At 71.0% G+C, this 19,014-nt stretch carries 18 protein-coding genes; 2 read left to right on the top strand and 16 right to left on the bottom strand.

The genetic code is table 11. From position 1 onward, the window contains the following. Positions 1 to 40: 40 nt before the first annotated feature. Complete coding sequence (locus D2L64_RS02770) at positions 41 to 1,012, bottom strand: ABC transporter substrate-binding protein (protein ID WP_119572897.1); 972 nt, start codon at positions 1,010 to 1,012, stop codon at positions 41 to 43. Between the two features lie 373 nt (positions 1,013 to 1,385). Here D2L64_RS02770 and D2L64_RS02765 point away from each other — a divergent pair, with 373 nt between their 5' ends. After that, a complete protein-coding gene (locus D2L64_RS02765) occupies positions 1,386 to 2,000 on the top strand; it encodes an ETX/MTX2 family pore-forming toxin (protein ID WP_158603443.1) in 615 nt (204 codons plus the stop codon). Positions 2,001 to 2,132: 132 nt separating this feature from the next. Here D2L64_RS02765 and D2L64_RS02760 read toward each other — a convergent pair whose 3' ends face one another. The 12 genes from D2L64_RS02760 to D2L64_RS02705 all read right to left on the bottom strand — a co-directional run bounded on the left by D2L64_RS02760 (position 2,133) and on the right by D2L64_RS02705 (position 14,407). Then, complete coding sequence (locus D2L64_RS02760; RefSeq protein WP_119572895.1) at positions 2,133 to 2,894, bottom strand: SDR family NAD(P)-dependent oxidoreductase; 762 nt, start codon at positions 2,892 to 2,894, stop codon at positions 2,133 to 2,135. A gap of 21 nt (positions 2,895 to 2,915) precedes the next feature. Continuing rightward, positions 2,916 to 3,578, bottom strand: coding sequence for an NADPH-dependent F420 reductase (npdG, locus tag D2L64_RS02755; protein WP_119572894.1), 663 nt, complete (start codon positions 3,576 to 3,578; stop codon positions 2,916 to 2,918). 35 nt (positions 3,579 to 3,613) lie between these two features. Beyond that, positions 3,614 to 3,949, bottom strand: coding sequence for a VOC family protein (locus D2L64_RS02750; RefSeq protein WP_119572893.1), 336 nt, complete (start codon positions 3,947 to 3,949; stop codon positions 3,614 to 3,616). Continuing rightward, positions 3,946 to 4,929, bottom strand: a complete 984-nt coding sequence (locus D2L64_RS02745; RefSeq protein ID WP_158603442.1) for an LLM class flavin-dependent oxidoreductase — start codon at positions 4,927 to 4,929, stop codon at positions 3,946 to 3,948. The genes D2L64_RS02750 and D2L64_RS02745 overlap by 4 nt, the downstream gene beginning before the upstream one ends. Positions 4,930 to 4,937: 8 nt before the next feature. Next, positions 4,938 to 5,909 (bottom strand): enoyl-CoA hydratase/isomerase family protein, encoded by a 972-nt coding sequence (locus D2L64_RS02740; RefSeq protein WP_119572891.1) that lies wholly within the window; start codon positions 5,907 to 5,909, stop codon positions 4,938 to 4,940. 15 nt (positions 5,910 to 5,924) lie between these two features. Then, the gene (locus D2L64_RS02735; protein WP_119572890.1) at positions 5,925 to 6,917 is read right to left on the bottom strand and encodes an LLM class flavin-dependent oxidoreductase; all 993 of its coding nucleotides are present in this window, start codon (positions 6,915 to 6,917) and stop codon (positions 5,925 to 5,927) included. Then, positions 6,917 to 8,464 carry a class I adenylate-forming enzyme family protein gene (locus tag D2L64_RS02730; protein ID WP_147376174.1) on the bottom strand — a complete coding sequence of 516 codons (1,548 nt, stop codon included), beginning with the start codon at positions 8,462 to 8,464 and terminating at the stop codon, positions 6,917 to 6,919. Before D2L64_RS02730 ends, D2L64_RS02735 begins: the two co-directional genes overlap by 1 nt. Further along, positions 8,461 to 9,468 (bottom strand): LLM class flavin-dependent oxidoreductase, encoded by a 1,008-nt coding sequence (locus D2L64_RS02725; protein WP_158603441.1) that lies wholly within the window; start codon positions 9,466 to 9,468, stop codon positions 8,461 to 8,463. Before D2L64_RS02725 ends, D2L64_RS02730 begins: the two co-directional genes overlap by 4 nt. After that, a complete protein-coding gene (locus D2L64_RS02720; RefSeq protein ID WP_119572888.1) occupies positions 9,465 to 10,556 on the bottom strand; it encodes an LLM class flavin-dependent oxidoreductase in 1,092 nt (363 codons plus the stop codon). Before D2L64_RS02720 ends, D2L64_RS02725 begins: the two co-directional genes overlap by 4 nt. A 72-nt stretch (positions 10,557 to 10,628) precedes the next feature. Continuing rightward, positions 10,629 to 11,663 carry an acyl-CoA dehydrogenase gene (locus D2L64_RS02715; RefSeq protein ID WP_119572887.1) on the bottom strand — a complete coding sequence of 345 codons (1,035 nt, stop codon included), beginning with the start codon at positions 11,661 to 11,663 and terminating at the stop codon, positions 10,629 to 10,631. Positions 11,664 to 11,676: 13 nt separating this feature from the next. Next, positions 11,677 to 12,828 (bottom strand): acyl-CoA dehydrogenase family protein, encoded by a 1,152-nt coding sequence (locus D2L64_RS02710; protein ID WP_119572886.1) that lies wholly within the window; start codon positions 12,826 to 12,828, stop codon positions 11,677 to 11,679. Further along, a complete protein-coding gene (locus D2L64_RS02705) occupies positions 12,815 to 14,407 on the bottom strand; it encodes an AMP-binding protein (RefSeq protein ID WP_119572885.1) in 1,593 nt (530 codons plus the stop codon). Before D2L64_RS02705 ends, D2L64_RS02710 begins: the two co-directional genes overlap by 14 nt. Before the next feature lie 81 nt (positions 14,408 to 14,488). Here D2L64_RS02705 and D2L64_RS02700 point away from each other — a divergent pair, with 81 nt between their 5' ends. After that, complete coding sequence (locus tag D2L64_RS02700) at positions 14,489 to 15,451, top strand: MBL fold metallo-hydrolase (RefSeq protein ID WP_158603440.1); 963 nt, start codon at positions 14,489 to 14,491, stop codon at positions 15,449 to 15,451. Here the strand turns inward: D2L64_RS02700 and D2L64_RS02695 are convergent, their stop codons facing one another. From D2L64_RS02695 to D2L64_RS02685, 3 genes are read right to left on the bottom strand one after another with little or no spacing between them, the layout of a single operon-like run. Further along, on the bottom strand, positions 15,452 to 16,999 hold the full coding sequence (locus tag D2L64_RS02695; RefSeq protein ID WP_147376172.1) for a class I adenylate-forming enzyme family protein: 1,548 nt from the start codon (positions 16,997 to 16,999) through the stop codon (positions 15,452 to 15,454). Further along, entirely contained in the window at positions 16,996 to 18,519 is a 1,524-nt protein-coding gene (locus D2L64_RS02690; RefSeq protein ID WP_119572882.1) for a class I adenylate-forming enzyme family protein, read from the bottom strand. Before D2L64_RS02690 ends, D2L64_RS02695 begins: the two co-directional genes overlap by 4 nt. Further along, positions 18,519 to 19,013, bottom strand: a complete 495-nt coding sequence (locus D2L64_RS02685) for a VOC family protein (protein WP_119572881.1) — start codon at positions 19,011 to 19,013, stop codon at positions 18,519 to 18,521. The genes D2L64_RS02690 and D2L64_RS02685 overlap by 1 nt, the downstream gene beginning before the upstream one ends. Position 19,014: the final 1 nt, after the last annotated feature.

The raw sequence follows: 19,014 nt of genomic DNA, 5'->3' as shown, positions 1-19,014 counted from the left end.
ACGCCCTCCCCGGTCGCCGGGAAGGGCGTGGCCGCGCCTGCTACTGCTGCTGGATGAGACGGTCGAAGTTCGGCTGCTGGTCGAGCACGCGGTACTTCTGGGCGAGTTCCGCGAGCGTCTGCAGGCTCGTCCTGTCCAGGTCCCAGCCGAACGCCGGGAGCTTCACCGAATCCGCCACCGGCTCCGGCAGCTGCAGGTTGTCCTTGATGGCCTGCCGGACGGCCGCCTCGTTGGCGGGGTCCTGGGCCCACTGGAGCGTCTCCTTCATCGCCGCCGAGAAGTCCTCGACGAGCTTCGCGTCGGACTCCGTCCGCTCCTTGGTGGTGATCGTGGTGAGCGTGGCGAGGCCCGGCACGACCGCCTGGTAGGGCGCCACGATGAAGGTGTCACCACGGCTGCGCAGCTGGGTGACGAACGGCTCCGGCACCCAGGCGGCGTCGATGTTGCCGGCCTCCAGCTGGGCCGGGGCGTCCGGGAAGGCGACCTCGACGAACTTGATGGTGGACGGGTCGCCGCCGTCCTTCTCCACCGCCGCCATGATCGTCACGTCGCCGGCCGCGCCCAGGCTGTTCACCGCGACCCGGCGGCCCGCCAGCTCGGCGGGCCGGGTGATGCCGGACTTCGCCGAGGCCACCACGGCGTTGATGTCGTCGCCGTCGGCGTAGGAGGAGGCGTAGTTACCGATCATGATGACGCCGAGATCCTGCAGGTCGGCCCGGAACGGACCGAACGGCTGGCCGATCGCGAAGTCGATGTCACCGTTGAGCAGCGCCGGAATGGCCTGCGCGCCGCCCTGGGCGGGCAGCACCTCTACGCTGAGTCCACGCTCGGCGAAGATGCCCGCCTTGATGCCGCCCCACAGCGCGGCGGTCTCGGTGATGGGCAGGGCTGCGACCCGGACCTGGCGCAGGTCGCCGTCGTTCGCGTCGGACGGGGACGCATCGGAGTCAGTACATCCAGTGAGAGCGATCGCGGTAGCGGCGATCAACCCGAGGGCGATGACCTTCTTCATTGACGAGGCCCTTCCTGGGCGGGGGTGGTGGGTGCGTCAGAAACCGGCGGATGCCTCGAACATGCAGGTGAACTACTGCTGCGTGGGGGGGCACGCCGCTGTGTTGGCCATGGTTAGCCACCCAGCACCGGATGTCAAGAAATTCTGACGCCCGTCATGAATAAGTTGAACAACGGGCATCCCGGCCGACGCTCCCCGCTCCGCCCACGGGCTGCCGACCCCAGGTCCAGGTCACCGAGGTCGCAGGAGCGCAGCACGGCACCGGTGAACCGGAATCCCGTGACTGTGCACCGTTCGATGCTGAGCCCGGCGAGGTTTGCACCGGAGAGGTACGCCATCGGGACGCCTTCCCGTCCGGCGTGCACCTCTGGGGTTGGACGGCCGACGACGCGCCGACCACCGCGCTGACCGTCAACATCAGCATCGACGGCGTCCTGGCCCGGACGATGGTCGCCAACGGCCATCGTCCCTGCAGCAACTGGACCGGGTCACGAACCGGAACGACACCACGCTGGCGCAGACCACCGAGATCAGCGGTTCGAGGACCGTCACGGACACCGAGGGCTGGTCGGACACCAGCGGCGTCAAGGTCTCGGTCTCCACCAACATCAGCACCGGAATTCCGATCTTCGTCGAGGGCAAGGTGACGGTCTCGGCCGAGGGCTCGTTCAGCTACACCCAGAACGGCTCCACCGCCCGGGCCCGTACCGTCTCCTGGCGGCAGCCCGTGGTCGTACCGGCCAGGTCGGTCGTCGAGGCGACCGTCGCGGTCACCCACGCGAACATCCGGGTGCCGTACACGCTGATCGGCGAGTTCGTCTACCGCAGCGGCGCCCGGTACGGCGGCACCGTCGGCGGCACGTTCGCCGGCGGCAACAGCGAGAACGTCCAGGTCAGCCTCAAGGAGTACAACCTGGACGGCACCCCCGCCGCCGCGCCGGTCAGGCAACCGGCGGTGACGCTGCTCAAGATCTCGCCCGCCGGGTAGGACCCACGCCCGGATCGGCTGCCGTGGCCCCTCCCAGGGTCACGGCAGCCGACTCGGTGCGGTGCCGCTGCGCCGACGTCCACCCCCGCCGCGACCCGCGTCGGCCGTGCGTCGGTCACCACCCGGACCGGTTCAGCGTGGCGGCATCCGGAGCGCCCCGTCGAGACGGATGACGTCGCCGTTGAGGTAGTCGTTGCCGAGGATGGACAGCACCAACGCCGCGTACTCGCCCGGGGCGCCGAGCCGACTCGGGAACGGCACGCCGGCCGCCAGATTGGCGTGGAACTCCGCGGAGACGGTCTCCATCATCGGGGTGAGCATGACGCCGGGCGCGATCGCCATCACCCGGATGCCGTGCTGGGCCAGGTCGCGGGCGGCCGGCAGGGTGAGCGCCACCACACCGCCCTTGGCCGAGGCGTATGCCGCCTGACCGATCTGCCCCTCGTAGGCGGCGACCGAGGCGGTGTTGACGACGACGCCACGCTGACCGTGGGCATCCGGTTCGGTCTCCGCGATGCGTTCGGCGGCGAGCGCCATGACGGTGAAGGTGCCGATCAGGTTGACCCGCACGACCGAGGCGTACCGGTCGAGGTCGTGCACACCCCGCCGGCCGAGGATCCGCTCCGATGGGGCGATCCCGGCGCAGTTTACGACGGTACGCAGGGGTTCGGGTCCGCCGGCCGCGCGGGCCATCGCGGCACGGACCGCCGCCGGGTCGGTCACGTCGACGGCGAGGTAGCGCACCCCGTCCGCCGCCGCGGGTACGGCGTCGATGGCGGGCTGGAGATCGAAGCCGTACACGGTGACGCCCTGACCGGCCAGCACGGCGGCCGTAGCCGCGCCGAGGCCGGACGCGGCACCGGTGACCACGGCGGCGGTTCGGGAGAGTTCCATCGATGTGCTCCTCGTACCGGCTCAGATGTCGGTGACGCGCAGGCCCGCGTGGGCCTTGTAGCGCCGGTTGACCGAGATGAGGTTGGCGGTCAGTGCCTCCACCTGAGGTGCGTTGCGCAGCCGACCGCCGTAGATGCCACGCACCCCGGGGATCGCCGAGGCAAGGTCTTGGACGAGTTGCGTCGCCGGGCGGTCGTCGCCCAGGACCAGCACGTCGGTGTCGACCTGCTCGACGCTCGGATCCTCCAGCAGCACCGCCGAGACATGGTGGAACGCGGCGACGACGGTCGAGTCGGTCAGGATCCGCGCCGCCTGCTGGGCGGCCGACCCCTCCTCGACGACGAGGGCGTACGCCCCCTGCCGGTCGAAGCCCAACGGGTTCACGCAGTCGACCACGATCTTCCCGGCCAGCGCCGGGGCCAGCTCGGTGAGCAGGTCGGCGTGCCCCTCCCACGGTACGACCACCAGGACGATGTCGGCGGCGCGGGCGGCATCGGCGTTCGACATGCCGCGTACCTGGCCGGGCAGCGCGGCGGCCGTCGCCTCGGCCCGGTCGGGGGCGCGTGAGCCCAGCACGACGTCGATTCCGGCGGCGGCGAACCGGGCCGCCAGCCCGCGCCCCTGCGGACCGGTCCCGCCGAGCACGGCGACGGTCTTGTCGGCCAGCGTGTCGCTGACTGCCATGTTGCTCTCCTTGTCCCGCGGCCACCGCGGATGGGTCAGGCCAGCCGTTCGTAGAGCACGACCGGGTTGCCGGCAGGGTCGACGATCACCGCGCGTCGCTCGTGCGGGCCGACCACGGCCGGCGTCGCCGTCGCGCCGGCCTCGACCGAGCGCTGTACGGCGGCGTCGAGGTCGTCGACCTCGACACTGAGCAGGACGCGACCCGCCACCGGCTGCTGCGTGGCGTCGGCCAGGCCGATCGTCACCCTGCCGTCGGTGAGCGCGGCGTACCGGTCGCCGTCCCGGAACTTCACCGTCAGCCCGAGGCCGGCATAGAAGTCGATCTGCGCGTCGAGGTCGTCGGCGGGGACGATCAGGTGCCCGATCCTCATGTCCGGAACCTCGGCATGACCTCGCGGGCGAACCGTTCGACGATCTGCATCGACCGCTCGATCGGCAGGCCGAGCCACTGGGCACGGAACACGAAGTGGTTGAAGCCGGCGTCGGCGAAGTCCTGGACCTTCGCGGCGATCTCGTCGGGGGAGCCGAAGAACAACGCCCGCTCCTTGATGGCCTCCCACTGCGACTCGAAGAAGTCCATCCCGTACTGCACGTACTCGCCGTACGAGCGGCGGACCGCCTCCCCCGCCATCGCGTACGCGGCGTCGAACGAGTCGGCGACGCACAGGTCACGGTGGACCGGGAAGACCGCGTCCCGCTCGTCGAAGCCGGCCGCGGCGCGGATCTCGCGGTAGTCGGTCAGGTTGCCGACCGCCCAGTTGCGCCGAACGTTGGACGGGGCCAGCCACGGCAGCCCCTGGCGGGCGATCCGGGCGATGCCGGTCGGGCCGTTGGCACCCACCCAGACCGGCGGATGCGGCTGTTGCACGGGCAGTACGCTGCACCGCACCCCGTCGAGCGTGAAGTGGCGACCCTCGTGGCGCACGGTCTCGCCGGTCCACAGCCGCTGCATCACCGCGAGCGCCTCGTTCATCCGGGACACCCGGGTACGCCGCTCGATGCCGAACGAGGCGAACTCCACGTCGCGGTAGCCCGAGCCGATGCCGAGCACGAACCGGCCGCCGGACATCTGGTCGATGGTGGCGATCTCCTCGGCCCAGTGCACCGGATGCCCCAGCGGCAGGATGAGGATCCCGGTGCCCAGCTGCATGGTGCCCGAGTGGTCGATGAGCCGGCTCAGCAGTGGCAGTGGTTGCGGCGTACGCAGCGACGACAGGTAGTGGTGGATGCCGAAGACCGAGTCGTAGCCCAGGTCGCGGATGTGCTGGACGTACTCGACGGTCTCACCGAGCCGCCGGCCCAGGTCGTCGCCGTCGGCGTACTGGTGGTCGAGCAGGATCCCGAACTTCACGGCCGCGCCTACTGCTCGCGCGACCGGGTGTCGCTGAGCCGGAAGTACGGGGCGACCAACCGGTCCCGGTCGGCCAGCGCCTGGCGGATGCCCTTCTCCCGGCGTTCCTTGAGGAAGTTCCAGTCACCGTCCTCGAAACTGACGTTGGTGGCCCAGCCGTGGCCGACCCACCCGGTCATCGCGCCGAGCCCCTTGCCCCGGGCCTCCATCACCAGCTGCATCATCGACTTGCCCATCATCAGGGAGTCCAGCGGCATGACCGCGATGGCGTCGGCGTAGTCGTCGACCCAGCGCGACAACTCCTCGCGCTCGACGACCTTGGTGACCAGGCCCTTGCGCTCACCCTCCTCGGCGCCGATGGCCCGCATGGTGAGCATGACGTCCTTCATGGTGGTCAGGCCGACCTTCTCGATCCAGTGGTACATGTCCTGCGGCGCCGGACCGAGGTACCGGAAGGCCGGATGGGTGAACCGGGCGTCGGGGCTGGCGATCACGATGTCGGCCGAGAGCGCGATCTGGAAGTGACCGCCGTAGCAGTACCCCTGGACCTGGCAGATGGTCGCCTTCAGCGACTCGATGATCGGTCGGGTGAAGCCGGAGCTGAGGACGTTGCGGTCGGGCAGGATCCGCTGCCGCTGCGCCGGCCGGCGCCGCGACGCCTTGTCCGTACCGGAGCGGTAGCCGATGTAGTGGCCGAGTTCGGCGGCGTCGGCGCCGGTACCGAAGTGCTCGCCCTCCCCCTTGAAGACGATGACCTTGACCCGGTCGTCGGTCTCGGCCTCGCGGACCAGGTCACCGACGCGCTCGAAGGCCGCCACCGGGATGGCGTTGAGTCGCTCGGGACGGTCGAAGGTGATGGTCGCGACGGACCGCTGCTCGTCGACGTCGTACCGGACGTACTTCGCGAGGACCTCGGGGTCGACCTCCATGTTGTCGACGTCCCACTGGTCGGCCAGCAACTCGGCTTCGGTCTTCTTCACGGCGGTTCCTTAGGGTCAGGTGGTACGGAAGGCGGGGAACACCTCGGTGGCGAACAGCCGCAGTGAGGCGCGCAGTCGATCGGTCGGCATGCCGAGCCAGCCGGGACGGAAGATCAGGTGGTCGAACCCCAGGTCACGCAGGGCGGTGATGCGCTCGACGAGGAACTCGGGCGAGCCCAGCAGCAGCGTGTTGCGGACCAGTTCGTCGAAGCGGTCCCGCTGCCAGCGCAACGCCGGATACTCGGCGTAGGTGGCGTACTCGGCGCGGGCGTGTGGCAACGCCTCCTCGACGGCCTGCTCGGTGCTCGGCGCGCAGTACAGCTCGACGCCGACGGGCCGTTGCACCGAGGCCGGGTCGCGGCCGTACTCGGCCAACGCCTCGTCGTAGACGGCGAGATGCTCCGGCAGGAATCTGCGGCTCGGCGAGTTGCCGGGCGCATACCAGGCGTCGCCGAGCCGGGCGGCGCGGCGGACGGCCTTCTTGCCGCCCGCGCCGATCCAGATCGGTGGGCCGCCCGGGGTCAGCGGCCGTACGCCGATGGTCGCCCCGGTCTGGGGATAGAACTCGCCGTCGCGGGTGACGGACTCGCCGCTCCAGAGCGCCCGGATCAGCCGCAGGCTCTCGTCGAAGCGGCGGAAGCGGCTCTGCGGGTCGATGCCGAACGCGGCGAACTCGTTGTCCCGGTAGCCGGCACCGACGCCGAGCACCACCCGCCCGCCGGAGAGGTGGTCCAGGGTGGCGAACTCCTCGGCGATGTGCACCGGATGGAACATCGGCAGCAGCAGGATGCCGGTGCCCAGCAACATGTCACCCGAGCGTGGGATCAGGCTCGCCAGCATCGAGATCGGCTGAGGGGTGGCCAGGTTGGACTGGAAGTGGTTGATCGTCCAGACCGAGTCGTAGCCCAGCTCGGCGGCGAGTTCGACGGTGCCGAACAGATCGCTGAGGTGCCGCCCGAGATCGTCGCCGTGCGGGTACTGGTGCGACGCCATGATGCCGAACTTCATCAGCTCCGACCCTCCCGCGACGGTGCGGCGGCTGCCCGGCTGGTCTTGCCGGTGGTGCTGCGTTCCAGCGCGGGCACGAACTCGACGCGCCGGGGTGCCTTGAAGTGCGCCAGCCGGTCGCGGGCGAAGGCGACGATGTCGTCGGCGAGGACCGGGTCGGGGGTCGAGTCGTCGCTCTCGCGGACCACCAGGGCCACCGGGATCTCGCCCAGCCGGTCGTCGGGACGGCCGAGCACCCGGACGTCGCGGACCAGGGGATGCTCGCGCAGTTCGTCCTCGATCTCCTCGGGCCAGACCTGGAAGCCGCCGCACTTGATCATGTCGCGTTTACGGCCGACGAGAAACAGCACGCCGTCGTCGTCCACGTAACCGATGTCACCGGTGTGCACCCAGCCATCGCGGACCAGCTCCCGGGATGCCTCGGCGTCGTCGACGTACCCCCTGGTCAGCGCCGAGCGGACCACCACCTCGCCCTCGGCACCGGCGGGCAGCGCGGTGCCGGCGGCGTCGCGGATCTCCAGCTCGACGCCCGGGTAGACCCGGCCGGCGGAGCCGGGTTTCCACCGGCCGAGCTTCATGTCCCGGCCGGTCCAGCCGGCGATGTGCCCGGCCTCCGTCGACCCGTAGTTGACCAGGATGGGCACCCGGTACCGCTGCTCGAACGCGCGTCGCACCGGCCAGGAGATGGCCTGGCCGGCGACCAGGACGGACTTCACGCCCTCGAACGGGAGGTCGCGGTCGGCGTGCACGATGTCGAAGACCATGGTGGGCAGGAGGAAGAGGTTGTCGAACGCGAAGCGCGCCATGAGGTCGGCGAGCCGGTCGACGCCGAACCGTTCCCAGACCACCGCCGAGCGCCCGACGAAGTACGCGAACAGCAGCGAGTGCTGACCACCGCTGTGGAACAGCGGCAACGCGATCAGGTTCGGCCGGGCATCGGACGCGGCGCTGTTCTCGGCGTCGGTGCCGGTGGTCACCCGAGCCAGCCGGCCGAGCGAGTCGCGGGTGCCGCCGTGGGTGACGCTGACCGCCTTCGGCCGCCCGGTGGTCCCCCCGGTGAACAGGATGCAGGCCTCCGCCTCCGGTGCGACGTCGACGGCCGGCACCCGCAGCCGGCGCCGCCAGGGCAGCTCCGGTATCTCCCCCAGCGGTGCGGCGACACAGCGGACCGGTACGCCCACCTCGGCGCCGAGTCCGGCGACGACCTCCGGACGCCGGTCGTCGACCAGCAGCAGCCGCGGTGCGGTCTTCGCCACGGATTCGGCCAGCTCGGCGGAGTTGTAGAGGCTGCTGACCGTCACCGGCACCGCGCCGATCTTCCACGCGCCGAAGAGGAAGAACACGATGTCCGGTCCGTTGGTCAGGTAGCAGGCGACCCGGTCGCCGGCACCGACCCCCTCGGCACGCAGTGCGGCGGCGACACCGCCGGCCAGCAGGTCGATCTCGTCGAACGTCCAGGAACGGCCGTCCTCGCCGTACAGGCCCGGCACGTCGCCTCGGTCGACGCGGCGCCCCTGAAGGATCAGGGCGAGGTTGCTGCTGCTCACGGGGTCGCCTCCCCGGTCACGACCGGCGTGCCGACCCGGGGAAGGATCTCGGCGCCGAAGCGGGCGAGCTGCTCCATCGCCTCCTCCTGGCCGGCGCCGACGAACTGGTGTCGCAGCGAGACCTCGGTGATGCCGAGGTCGCTCTCCCACCGGCGCAGCTTGTCGACGATCTCGTCCGCCGACCCGACCAGGCAGTCCTCGGCCAGGTACCGGTCCAGGTCCAGCGCCTGGGCGTCGTCCCAGGACTTGTATCCGGCGTACTGGCGGCGCAGGTGCGGACGGACACCGGCGACGGCCGCGGGGTAGCTGTCGCCGACGAACGCCTCACGACTCATCGGGTACTCCCGCGTCAGGCTGAACCCGCGCGCGGCCAGTTCGCCGCGGTACACCCCGAGCAGCCGGGCGAGTTCGGCGTCGTTGCCCTTGGGGCCGATCAGCCAGGGAGCGTCCAGACGCGCGGCACGACGGATCGCCGGTTCGGCGAAGGCGCCGATCCAGAGCGGCGGGCCGCCGGGCTGCACCGGGCGCAGTGCCAGCGCGGCACCGCTCACCTCGCCCCAACTGCCGGAGGCGTCGAGCGTCTCGCCCCGCCACAGGGCGCGCAGGGTCGGCACGTACTCGCGGAGCCGGCGCAACCGGTCGTCCCAGGCGACCCCGAAGGCCGTGGTCTCGCGCTTGCGGTACCCGGCGCCGAGGCCCACGGTCAGCCGTCCCCGACTGAGTACGTCGAGCGAGGCGAGGTCCTCGGCGAGCGCGATCGGGTTCAGCAAGGGTGCCAGCAGGACGCCGAAGCCGATGCGGATCCGGCTGGTGGCGTGCGCGAGGTGGCCGGCCAGCGGGATCGGCTGCACGAACGCCGACCGGGCCAGGTAGTGGTGTCCGAGGTAGACGGCGTGGAAGCCGGCCGCCTCCGCAGCGGCTGCCTGGGCCAGTACGTCGTCGATGCCCGCCGTGGCGGAGGCCGACGGGTCGAACTGTGCGCTGAGGAAGCAGCTGATCTTCACCCGACGACCGCCTCGGTCACCTGGCTGTCGGCGGCGGCCCGGTCGGCGGCGCGGAAGTGTGGGATCACCTTCGTGGCGAACTCCTCCATCGCCCTCAGCGCGGTGCCCCGGTCCAGCGACGGGATCCGCAGCCAGCCGATGTAGTGGTTGATGCCCAGTTGCTCGCGCAGCATCTCGATGGTCTCGATGACCCGCTGCGCCGAGCCGAAGTTGCCGCCGTGGGTGAGGGTCTGTTCGAGCGTCAGTAGCTCGATGTTCTTCGCCACCGCCGCGTAGTAGGCCCGTTCCTTCTCGATCGCCTCCTCGGAACCCGGGATGACCTTGCCGACGGACTTGTAGTAGTTGAGCGCGGCCTGGGCGGCGGCCCGCAGACCTTCCGGGCTGTCGCCGCACCAGACCTGCTGCATGAACGGCAACTCGTAGTCGGCGATGTCGTACCCGTTCGCCTGCATGCTCTGCCGGTAGAGGGCGAAGTTGCGCTGCATCACCCCCAGCGGGGTGAAGTTCGGCGAGGTGATGATGGCTTCGCCGACGGCACCGCGGTCCCGGAAGCTGTCCGGGGAGACGGTGCCCTGGAGGATCGCCGGACCGCCGGGGGTGAACGGCCGTGGGTAGGTGGTCACGTTGTCGTAGTGGAAGATCTCGCCGTGGTAGGAGAAGTTCTCCTGCGACAACGCCAGCCGCAGCACTTCCAGCGTCTCCTGGTAGCGCTGCTTCGACTCGGCCAGCGGGATGCCGAAGCCGGCGAACTCGGCGGGCTGGTAACCCCGGCCGACGCCGATCGAGACCCGGCCGCCGCTGAGCACGTCGAGTGCGGCGATGTCCTCGGCCAGGCGCAGCGGGTGGTGCAGCGGCAACACGAGCACGGCGGTGCCGATGGTGATCCGTCTGGTCCGTTCGGCGACCGCCATGCCGAAGTTCAACGGGCTGCCGAGGATGCCGTACTTCGAGAAGTGGTGCTCGGCCAGCCAGATCGAGTCGAATCCGAGCTCGTCGGCCAACTGGATCTCGTCGAGCGTCTCGCGCAGCACCTGGTGGTCCGATGAGCCCTCGCTCACCGGGAACAGGTTCATGATTCCGAACTTCACAGCGTCACCTCGTTTATTCCGACCAGCCGGTATGTTACTGGCGTGTTACCTGGACTGCAAGGGTTTCGCAGGTCAACGCGGTGCGGTCGGGCGGCGGGCGGCGATCCGCAACGCGCCGACCCGACGCCGGTGCCACGACCCGCGCCCGAACCGGGCGTCGAGGACGAACGCCCGACGCAGGAACAGGTGCGGGTCGGCCTCCATGGTGATGCCCATCCCGCCGTGCACCTGGATGCACCGCTCGGCGGCGAAGATCGCCGCCCGGCCGGCGGCGGCCTTGGCCGCATGCACCTGGATCTCCGCGTCGGGACGGGCGTTGTCCACCGCCCACGCGGCGTACAGGGTCAGGTCCCAGGCCGCCTTCCGGGCCGTCGCCGCCTCGGCGAGCGGGAAGGCGACGCCCTGGAACGAGCCGATCACCCGGCCGAACTGCCGCCGGGTCCGGGCCTGCTCGGCGGCCAGCTCGACGGCACCCTGGGCGACACCGCACAACTCCGCGGCCACCACGAGCGCGGCCCGGTGGACACCGGCACCGGGCTGGGTCACCTGCTCGGCAGCGGACAGGGCCACGTCCGACAGCGGCACCGACGGGTCGACGGACTCCCGTGCCGTGACGCCGATCGGATCGGCGAGCCAGACACCGGCGGGCCCGAGGGCGACCACCGCGTCCGCCTGCGTCGCGTACGGCACCAGGGTCCGCACCAACGGATCGACCGGTACCCGGTCCGCCCAGCCGGCGGCACCTGGCGCGTCGACCGCCGCCGTCAGCACCCGACGCCCGTCCAGCACGTCCGCGGGCAGCGGGACGCTGCGTGCCCGGTCGCCGCACATCAGTTGGACGGCTGCCGCGTGCGCCGGGAAGCGGCTCGCGACGAGGTGCTCGCCGAGTGCCTCGACGGCCACCAGCAGGTCGATCAGGCTCGACCCGATCCCACCGACCGCCTCGGGCACCCCGAGCAGCCCGAAGTCGCGCAGCAGGGCGGCATCACCAGCGGGCGCCTGCCACGGGCCCGACAGCGCGGCCCGCGCGGTGCCCTTCCCCGACTCCGCCAGCGACCCGACGGCCTCGGCGATCTCCTGCTGTTCCTGGGTGAACGTTGCGCGCACGCGACCCCTCCGCTCAGCGTGACCGGGGCAGGTCGAGTACCCGCTCCGCCAGAATCGACTTCTGCACTTCCTCCGTGCCGCCCTCGATGGTGTGGGCGCGGGCACGCAGGTAGCGGCGCATCCGGGCAGCCGCGCCGTCGCCGTCGAGCAGCACCCCGCCGGCCTCGTCCAGTTGCACGGCGAGGCGGTTGGCGTTCTGCACCACCCCGGCCCACAGGCTCTTCAGCGCCGAGGTCTCCGGCCCCGGCACGCCACCGGCGCGGGTCTCGCCGACCATCCGCATCGACCCGATCCGCACCGCCTCGGCGTCACACTGCAACGCACCCACGGCGTCGACGAACGCGCTGTCGTCGGCCACCCCCCGCTCGACGGCGAGGTCGACGACCCGGTCCACCGCCTGGCGGGCCCACACCCACAGGTTCAACGCCATGCTGCCGCGCTCGAAGGCGAGCGTGGTCAGCGCCACCCGCCAGCCGTTGCCGACCCCGCCCAGCACGTCGTCGTCGGAGACGAAGACGTCGTCGAGGAACATCTCGTTGAACTCCGTGTCCCCGTTGATCATCTCCAGCGGCCGGATGGTGAACCCGTCCATCGGCGCCAGGAAGTAGGTGATGCCCCGGTGCTTCGGCGCCTCGGCGTCGGTGCGGGCCAGCAGCAGACAACGGGAGGCGTTGTGCGCGTTGGACGTCCAGATCTTGGCACCGTTGATCCGCCATCCGCCGTCCACCCGGGTCGCGGTCGTCCGCAGGCTGGCCAGGTCGGAGCCGGAGCCCGGCTCGCTGAAGCCCTGGCACCAGTACTCCTCGCCGTGCAGGATCCCGGGCAGGTGCCGGGCCTGCTGCTCGTCGGTGCCGTGCGCGATGATCGTCGGCCCGGCCAGCATCATGCCGACCCCGTTCAGTGGGTACGGCGCACCGCGTACCGCGGCCTCCTCGTTGAAGACGGCCTGCGCCAGGGCGTCCAGCCCCCGGCCACCGTGCTCGACCGGCCAGGACAGGCCGGCCCAGCCACCGGCGCAGAGCCGGTCCTGCCACACCCGGGACCAGTGCTCGCGTTCGTCCTGCGAGAGTTCCTCCTGGTCGGGCACGTCACGCAACGCCTCGTCGAGCCAGCCACCGACCGTACGCCGGAACGCCAGGTCGACGTCGCTGTCAGCGAAGTCCATTCCGCTCCCCCTCCTGTTCGGGCCGGTCGGGCACGGCGGGCACCGGCGCGGGCTGGCGCAGCCGCGCCTTGTAGAGCTTGCCGTTGGGATCCCGGGGCAGCCCGTCGCGGACCACGTAGGTCACCGGCTGCTTCGGCCTGGCCAGCCGGTCGGCGAGGTAGCGGCGGATCCCGGCGACCGCCGGACCGGCCTCGGGCGCGCCGGTACGCAGGACGACGTGCGCCTGTGGCACCTCGCCGAACTCGGCATCGGGTACGCCGATGACACCGACGTCCGCGACCCACTCGTGCTCCAGCAGCGCCGCCTCGATCTCGGCCGGGTAGACGTTGACCCCGCCGACCAGGATCAGCTCGGACGCCCGACCGGTGATGTAGAGGAAACCGTCGGCGTCGACATGGCCGACGTCCCAGACGGTCAGCAGCCCGTCCCGGCGGGCGCCCTCGGTCTTGGTCGGGTCGTTGTGGTACTCGACCCGGTCGTTGCCCTGCCGCATGTAGACGATGCCGGTCTGCCCCACCGGCACCTCGTCGCCCTGCTCGTCGAGGATGCGCAGGGTCGAGATCGAGGCCGGCCGACCGACCGTGCCCGGGTGGGCGAGCCACTCGTGCGGCCGGGCGATCGTCGTGCCGACCTCGGTGGAGCCGTAGTACTCGTAGACCACCGGGCCGAACCAGTCCAGGATCCGCTGCTTGATCTCGCGCGGGCAGGGCGCGGCGCCGTGCAGCACGTAACGCAGCGACGAGACGTCGTAGCCCGCCCGCACCTCGTGGGGTAGTTGCAGCAGCCGGTAGAAGTGCGTGGGCACCATGCTCGTACCGGTGACCCGCTGCTCCTGGACGCGGCGCAGGAAGCCTTCCGGCGTCCAGCCGTCCATCAGCACCATCGTGCCGCCGGCGTGCAGCGCGCCCATCGCCGGGGTGATGTTCGCGGAGTGGTACATCGGTGCGGCGACGAGCCAGGAGGCGAAGGCCGCCCGCGTCATCCCGAACTCCTGGAACAACCAGACGTAGGTCAGCGCGCCCGCGTCGGCGTCAACGCCGCTCAACGGTCGTTTGACGCCCTTCGGGCGGCCGGTGGTGCCCGAGGTGTACATCATCAACGAGCCGGCCGGCGTCTGCTGCGGGCTCTCGTCGGGCATGCCCTCGGTCAGCGCGGACAGCGGCCGGGCACCGCCGGCGCTGGACCCGCCGTCGACGTAGACCTGGATGCCGGGAGCCGCCTCGGCCGCAGCGAGCACGGTCGCCTCGACCCGGGCCGAGGCGACCACCGCCCTGGCGCCGCTGTCGCCCAGGATGTAGCCGATCTCGTGCTCGGTGAGGTGGTAGTTGAGGGTCACCAGGTACAGCCCCGACTGCATCGCGGCGAGGTACAGCGCGACCATGCCGGCGCTGTTCGTCATCACCGCCGCAACCGTGTCGCCGGCCTCGAGTCCGGCCCGGGTACGCAGGCCGTGCGAGAGCCGGTTCACCTCGGCGAACAGTTCGCCGTAGGAGATCCGCCGGTCGTCGGCGGTCACGATCGCACAGAGGTCCGGCTCTGCGGCGGCCCACAGCCGAAATCCGGTCCGCTCCTCGCCCATCGGACTCCCTTGAGTTAAATTCCGACCATCCGGTATGTTGATTTCTCACCGTAGGGGAGCCGACCGACGATGTCCATACCCGTGCACGAGCTCCACGCAGCCAGCTACCACGCCCGGCAGGTGCCGGAGTACACCGAGGTCGTCGAGGGTGTCTGGGCCATCCCGGTACCGCTTTCCGGCAGCGCCCTGCGGTACGTCACCGTCTTCCTCATCGACACCGCCGACGGACTGGTCCTCGTCGACGCCGGCTACGACCACCCGAGTTGCTGGCAGTCGTTCCACCGCAGCGTCGAGTCCATCGGTCACCGGGTCGAGGCGATTACCACCGTGTTCCTGACCCACAACCATCCCGACCACGTCGGCTTCGCCGACCACCTGCGGACCGTCTCCCGCGCCCAGATCGTCATGGGCCGGGCCGACGACTTCGCCACCATGCGCCGGGAACGCGGTGGCTTCCTCCAGCAGCTACGCGCCGCGCTCGACCTCACCGGCGCCCCGCCCGACGTCGCCGACGCGATGTACGCCGACGCCGTCGCGGTCGCCGTGCACGCCGAGAGCCTGCGACTGGACCACGCGCCGGCCGACGAGACCGCGTTCCGCTTCGGCGACGTGACCCTGCTCGCCGTGCCCACCCCCGGACACACCTACGGCCACACGGTCTACTTCGACACCCGAGGGCTGGTCTTCACCGGCGACACGATGATGGCCGAGGGCCCCACCCAGCTCGCCATCGTCAGCCGTCCCGACGACGACCCCGCCGCCGACCTGTTCCGCAGCCTGGCGCGTATCCGTGCGCTCGGGGCCACCATCGCCTGCCCCGCCCACCAGTACCCCTACCGGGAGGTCGCCGCCCGCGTCGACGAGCTGACCGCGTTCCATCGGGGCGAGGTCGAGGCCGTCCGCGAACTGGTCGACGACGGCGACACCGCCTGGCCGCTGGCCCAGCGGATGAAGTGGCCGAGGCCCTGGGCCGAGCTGGGTCGGGGCAGCCGGCGCTTCCATCTCGTGCACGCCCTCGCACTGCTGCGTGCCGTGCGGCGGTAGTCAGCCGCGACGCGCCTCGTCGTACGCCCAGTCCGGCCGCAGGGACGGCCGCAGCTCCCGCAGGCGGCGCTTGAGCACCTTCCCCGACGGGTTCGTCGGCAGCTCCGTGACCAGGTAGATCTCCTTCGGCACCTTGAACCGGGCGAGTCGCTGCCGGGCGTGCGCGACGAGCGACCCGACCGCCAGGCCCGGACGACCGACCACGAACGCCACCGGCACCTCCAGCCACACCGGATGGGGCGCCGCCACCACCGAGACGGCCAACACCAGCGGATGGTCGGCGAGCACGTTCTCGATCTCGGCGCTGGACATGTTCTCCCCGCCGCTGCGGATCATGTCCTTGAGCCGGTCCCGGATGTAGAGGTAGCCGTCGTCGTCGAAACAGCCCACGTCACCGGTGTGGAACCAACCGTCGCGGTACGCCGCCCGGGTCGCCTCGGGATCGTCGAGGTAGCCGGGGCTCACCTTCGGCCCCCGCGCGATCACCTCGCCGCTCTCCCCCACCGGCACGTCCGCGCCGTCGGCGTCGACCACCCGTACCCGGACCCAGGGCACCGCGAGCCCGACCGAGCCCTGTTTGGTCTGCGCGTGCGCGGCATCGAGATAGGTGAGTGCGCTACACGTCTCGGTAAGTCCGTAGCCCTCGATCAGGCGGGCGTTCGGGAACAGCTCCCGGGCCACCGCGAACAACGCCGAGGTCACCTGCGAGTAGATCACCCAGCGCACCGACGACAGGTCGGCCGTCGTACCCGGCTCACGGCGGATCATGTCGAGCATGGTGGCCGCCATCACCATCCCGGTGACCCGTTCGGTCTCGATCGCCCGCAACACGGCCGGCGGGTCGAAGCGCCGTTGCAGGACCATGCAGCCGCCCACGTGCCAGACGGCGTAGCCGGGCAGGTCGGTGCCGCCGACGTGGTAGAGCGGCGCGAAGTTCAGGATCCGATCGCTCGGGCGCAACCCCAGCTCGACGATCTGGGCGTGCATGTTCATGTTGACGTTGCCGTGGGTGAGCAACACGCCCTTGGGCAGGCTGGTGGTGCCCGAGGTGTAGACGACGCGTTGCAGGGCCGCGTCGTCCAGCTCGGCGTCGGGTACCCGCGCGCCCCGCCGGGCCTCGATCAGCCCGCGCAGGTCGATCCAGCCGTCGCCGATCGGTTCCAGGGCGAACCGGCGTACCTGCGGCAGGCCACTGGTCGCCGACTCGGTGAGCCCGGCGAACTCGGGTACGGTCGCCACCGCCCGGACCCGGGCGTGCCGCAGCAGCCGGCGCAGCTCCGCCGGGGCGAGCCGGTAGTTCAGCGGCACGAAGACCGCGCCGAGCTTGGCCAGCGCCAACGACAGCAGGAGGAACTCCGGCACGTTGTTCGCCACGATGGCGACCCGGCCGTCACGGCCCACGCCCTCGTCGAGCAGGCCGGCGGCCAGGGCGTTGACGTCCTCGTCCAGTTGCCGGTGGGTCCACCGACGACCCTCGAAGACCAACGCGTCGGCGTCGCCGAAGCGTCGCGCGTTGCCGGCCAGCATCGCGGCGATGTTCGCGGTCATCCGGTCGCCGCCCACTCGCGCAGGCGCTTCTTCAACACCTTGCCGGAGTCGTTGCGCGGCAGCTCAGTGACGATCTGCACGTGCTTCGGCACCTTGTAGCGGGCCAGCTCGGCCCGGCAGTGTTCGCGCAGCTCCTCGGCGGTGGCGGCCGCGCCGGGACGGAGGATGACGTACGCCTTGGGCACCTCGTCCCAGGTCGGATCCGGTACGCCGACCACCGCGACCTCGGCGATGTCGGGATGCCGCGCGAGCACCCGTTCGATCTCGGCGCTGGCGATGTTCTCCCCACCGGACTTGATCAGGTCGGCGCGCCGGTCGACGAACCACAGGTAGCCGTCGGCGTCCAGGCGGCCGACGTCGCCGGTGAGGAACCAGCCGTCACGGCGGGTGCGCGCGGTGGTCTCGGGGTCGTTCCAGTAGCCGGGTGAGATCTTCTCGCCCCGCACGATGATCTCGCCCTCCACTCCGGGCGGCACCGGCCGGAAGTGCTCGTCGACGATCCGGATGTGCACACCGGGAAACGGTGTGCCGAGCGCGCCCAGCTTGCTCTGCTCGTGTGCGGCGTCCAGGTAGCAGACGCCGTTGCACAACTCGGTCATGCCGAACGTGTCGACCAGGCGCACGTGCGGCAGGCGCCGCTTCACCTCCTGCCGCACGTGCGGCGCGACTCCGGCGAAGAGCAGGTAGCGCAGCGCCGCCAGGTCCGGCGGGTCGTCGAGGTCGAGCAGGCCGAAGAGGATCTGTGCGGCGAGGACCATGCCGGTGACGCGTTCCTCGGTCGCCACCCGGGCGATGTCGGCCGGCTTGAACGTCGGCGTCAACACCATCGTCGCGCCCGCCACGAACGTGGCCAGTCCGGGCGCCTCCAGGCCGCTGACGTGGAACAGCGGTGCGGAGACGAGGATCCGGTCGTGCTCGGTCAGCTCCAGCTCCAGCACCTGGGCGAGGTGGTTGGCGGTGACGTTACCGCACGTGTGGATCACTCCCTTGGGCCGTGCCGTGGTGCCCGAGGTGTAGAGCAACCGGTGCACATCGCCGGGGGCCTTCTCCGCGTCCGGAACCCGCACGCCGACGGGTTGCCCGTCGAGCAGGTCGGCCAGTCGTCGGGCGGTGCCGACGGTCCGCGTACCGTTGGCGACCAGGGTCCGCAGGCCGGTGGTGTCGACCAGCCGGGCGGCGTCGTCGGCGAAGTCGTCGGCGTACAGCAACGCGGTGATCCCGGCCTGCTCGATGACGTACGCCTGCTCGGTGGGGTGCAACCGCCAGTTGAGCGGCACCGAGACCGCGCCGAGCCGGCTCAGCGCGAGCAGTTCCAGCACGTAGGTGGCGCTGTTGCGCCCCAGCACACCGACCAGTTCCCCGTCGCCGATGCCCGCGGCGAGCAGCGCCGCGGCATGCCGGTCCACGTCGGCGTCCAGTTCGGCGTACGTCCAGCGGGTCGCGCCGTCGACCAGTGCCTCCCGGTCGGCGCGACGCGACGCCTGCCGGCGCAGCGTCTCGCTGAAGTTGCTGGCGGCCATCAGCGGGCACTTCCCCGCCGCCGGGCCAGGATCTCCTCCCGCGACGGCAAGGACACGAACTCGAGCAGGTTGCCGTCGAGATCGCGGGCCGCGAACGCGGTGATGTACCCGTAGTTGTCGAGCAGCACCCGGTTCGGTGGCGTCAGGCACTGGGCGCCCAACGCGACCAACCGGTCGTGCAGCTCCGCAATCTCCTCCACCGGCACCGCGAAGCTGAGCAGGAAGGTGCCCAGTTCCAGGTGCCCGCCGGTGGCGGTACGCACCGGATCGCCGTTCCACTCGATGAGTTCCAGCTGACCGACCTGGCTCGGCCCCTGCAGGTACTGGACCCGGCCGGTGGTGCCGGCGGGCAGCCCCAGCGACACCTCGATCCCCGGCCCGCCCACGTCGGTACGCAGCGTCCGGCGGTAGCCCAGCGCCTGCTCGTAGAAGTCGGCGGCCCGGTCCACGTCCGAGACCGTCATCGCCACGTGGTGCACCTCGCTGACCGGCATG

This window comes from Micromonospora radicis (genome assembly GCF_003583405.1).
Taxonomy (GTDB): domain Bacteria; phylum Actinomycetota; class Actinomycetes; order Mycobacteriales; family Micromonosporaceae; genus Micromonospora; species Micromonospora radicis.
This window is presented reverse-complemented; position numbering and strand designations above follow the sequence as displayed.

What these genes read in the sequence shown, in the direction of transcription:
- D2L64_RS02770 (WP_119572897.1), bottom strand. Translation starts at nt 1,012, where the DNA reads ATGAAGAAGGTCATCGCCCTCGGGTTGATCGCCGCTACCGCGATCGCT.
- D2L64_RS02735 (WP_119572890.1), bottom strand. Translation starts at nt 6,917, where the DNA reads ATGAAGTTCGGCATCATGGCGTCGCACCAGTACCCGCACGGCGACGAT.
- D2L64_RS02750 (WP_119572893.1), bottom strand. Translation starts at nt 3,949, where the DNA reads ATGAGGATCGGGCACCTGATCGTCCCCGCCGACGACCTCGACGCGCAG.
- D2L64_RS02710 (WP_119572886.1), bottom strand. Translation starts at nt 12,828, where the DNA reads ATGGACTTCGCTGACAGCGACGTCGACCTGGCGTTCCGGCGTACGGTC.
- npdG (WP_119572894.1), bottom strand. Translation starts at nt 3,578, where the DNA reads ATGGCAGTCAGCGACACGCTGGCCGACAAGACCGTCGCCGTGCTCGGC.
- D2L64_RS02690 (WP_119572882.1), bottom strand. Translation starts at nt 18,519, where the DNA reads ATGGCCGCCAGCAACTTCAGCGAGACGCTGCGCCGGCAGGCGTCGCGT.
- D2L64_RS02705 (WP_119572885.1), bottom strand. Translation starts at nt 14,407, where the DNA reads ATGGGCGAGGAGCGGACCGGATTTCGGCTGTGGGCCGCCGCAGAGCCG.
- D2L64_RS02760 (WP_119572895.1), bottom strand. Translation starts at nt 2,894, where the DNA reads ATGGAACTCTCCCGAACCGCCGCCGTGGTCACCGGTGCCGCGTCCGGC.
- D2L64_RS02695 (WP_147376172.1), bottom strand. Translation starts at nt 16,999, where the DNA reads ATGACCGCGAACATCGCCGCGATGCTGGCCGGCAACGCGCGACGCTTC.
- D2L64_RS02685 (WP_119572881.1), bottom strand. Translation starts at nt 19,013, where the DNA reads ATGCCGGTCAGCGAGGTGCACCACGTGGCGATGACGGTCTCGGACGTG.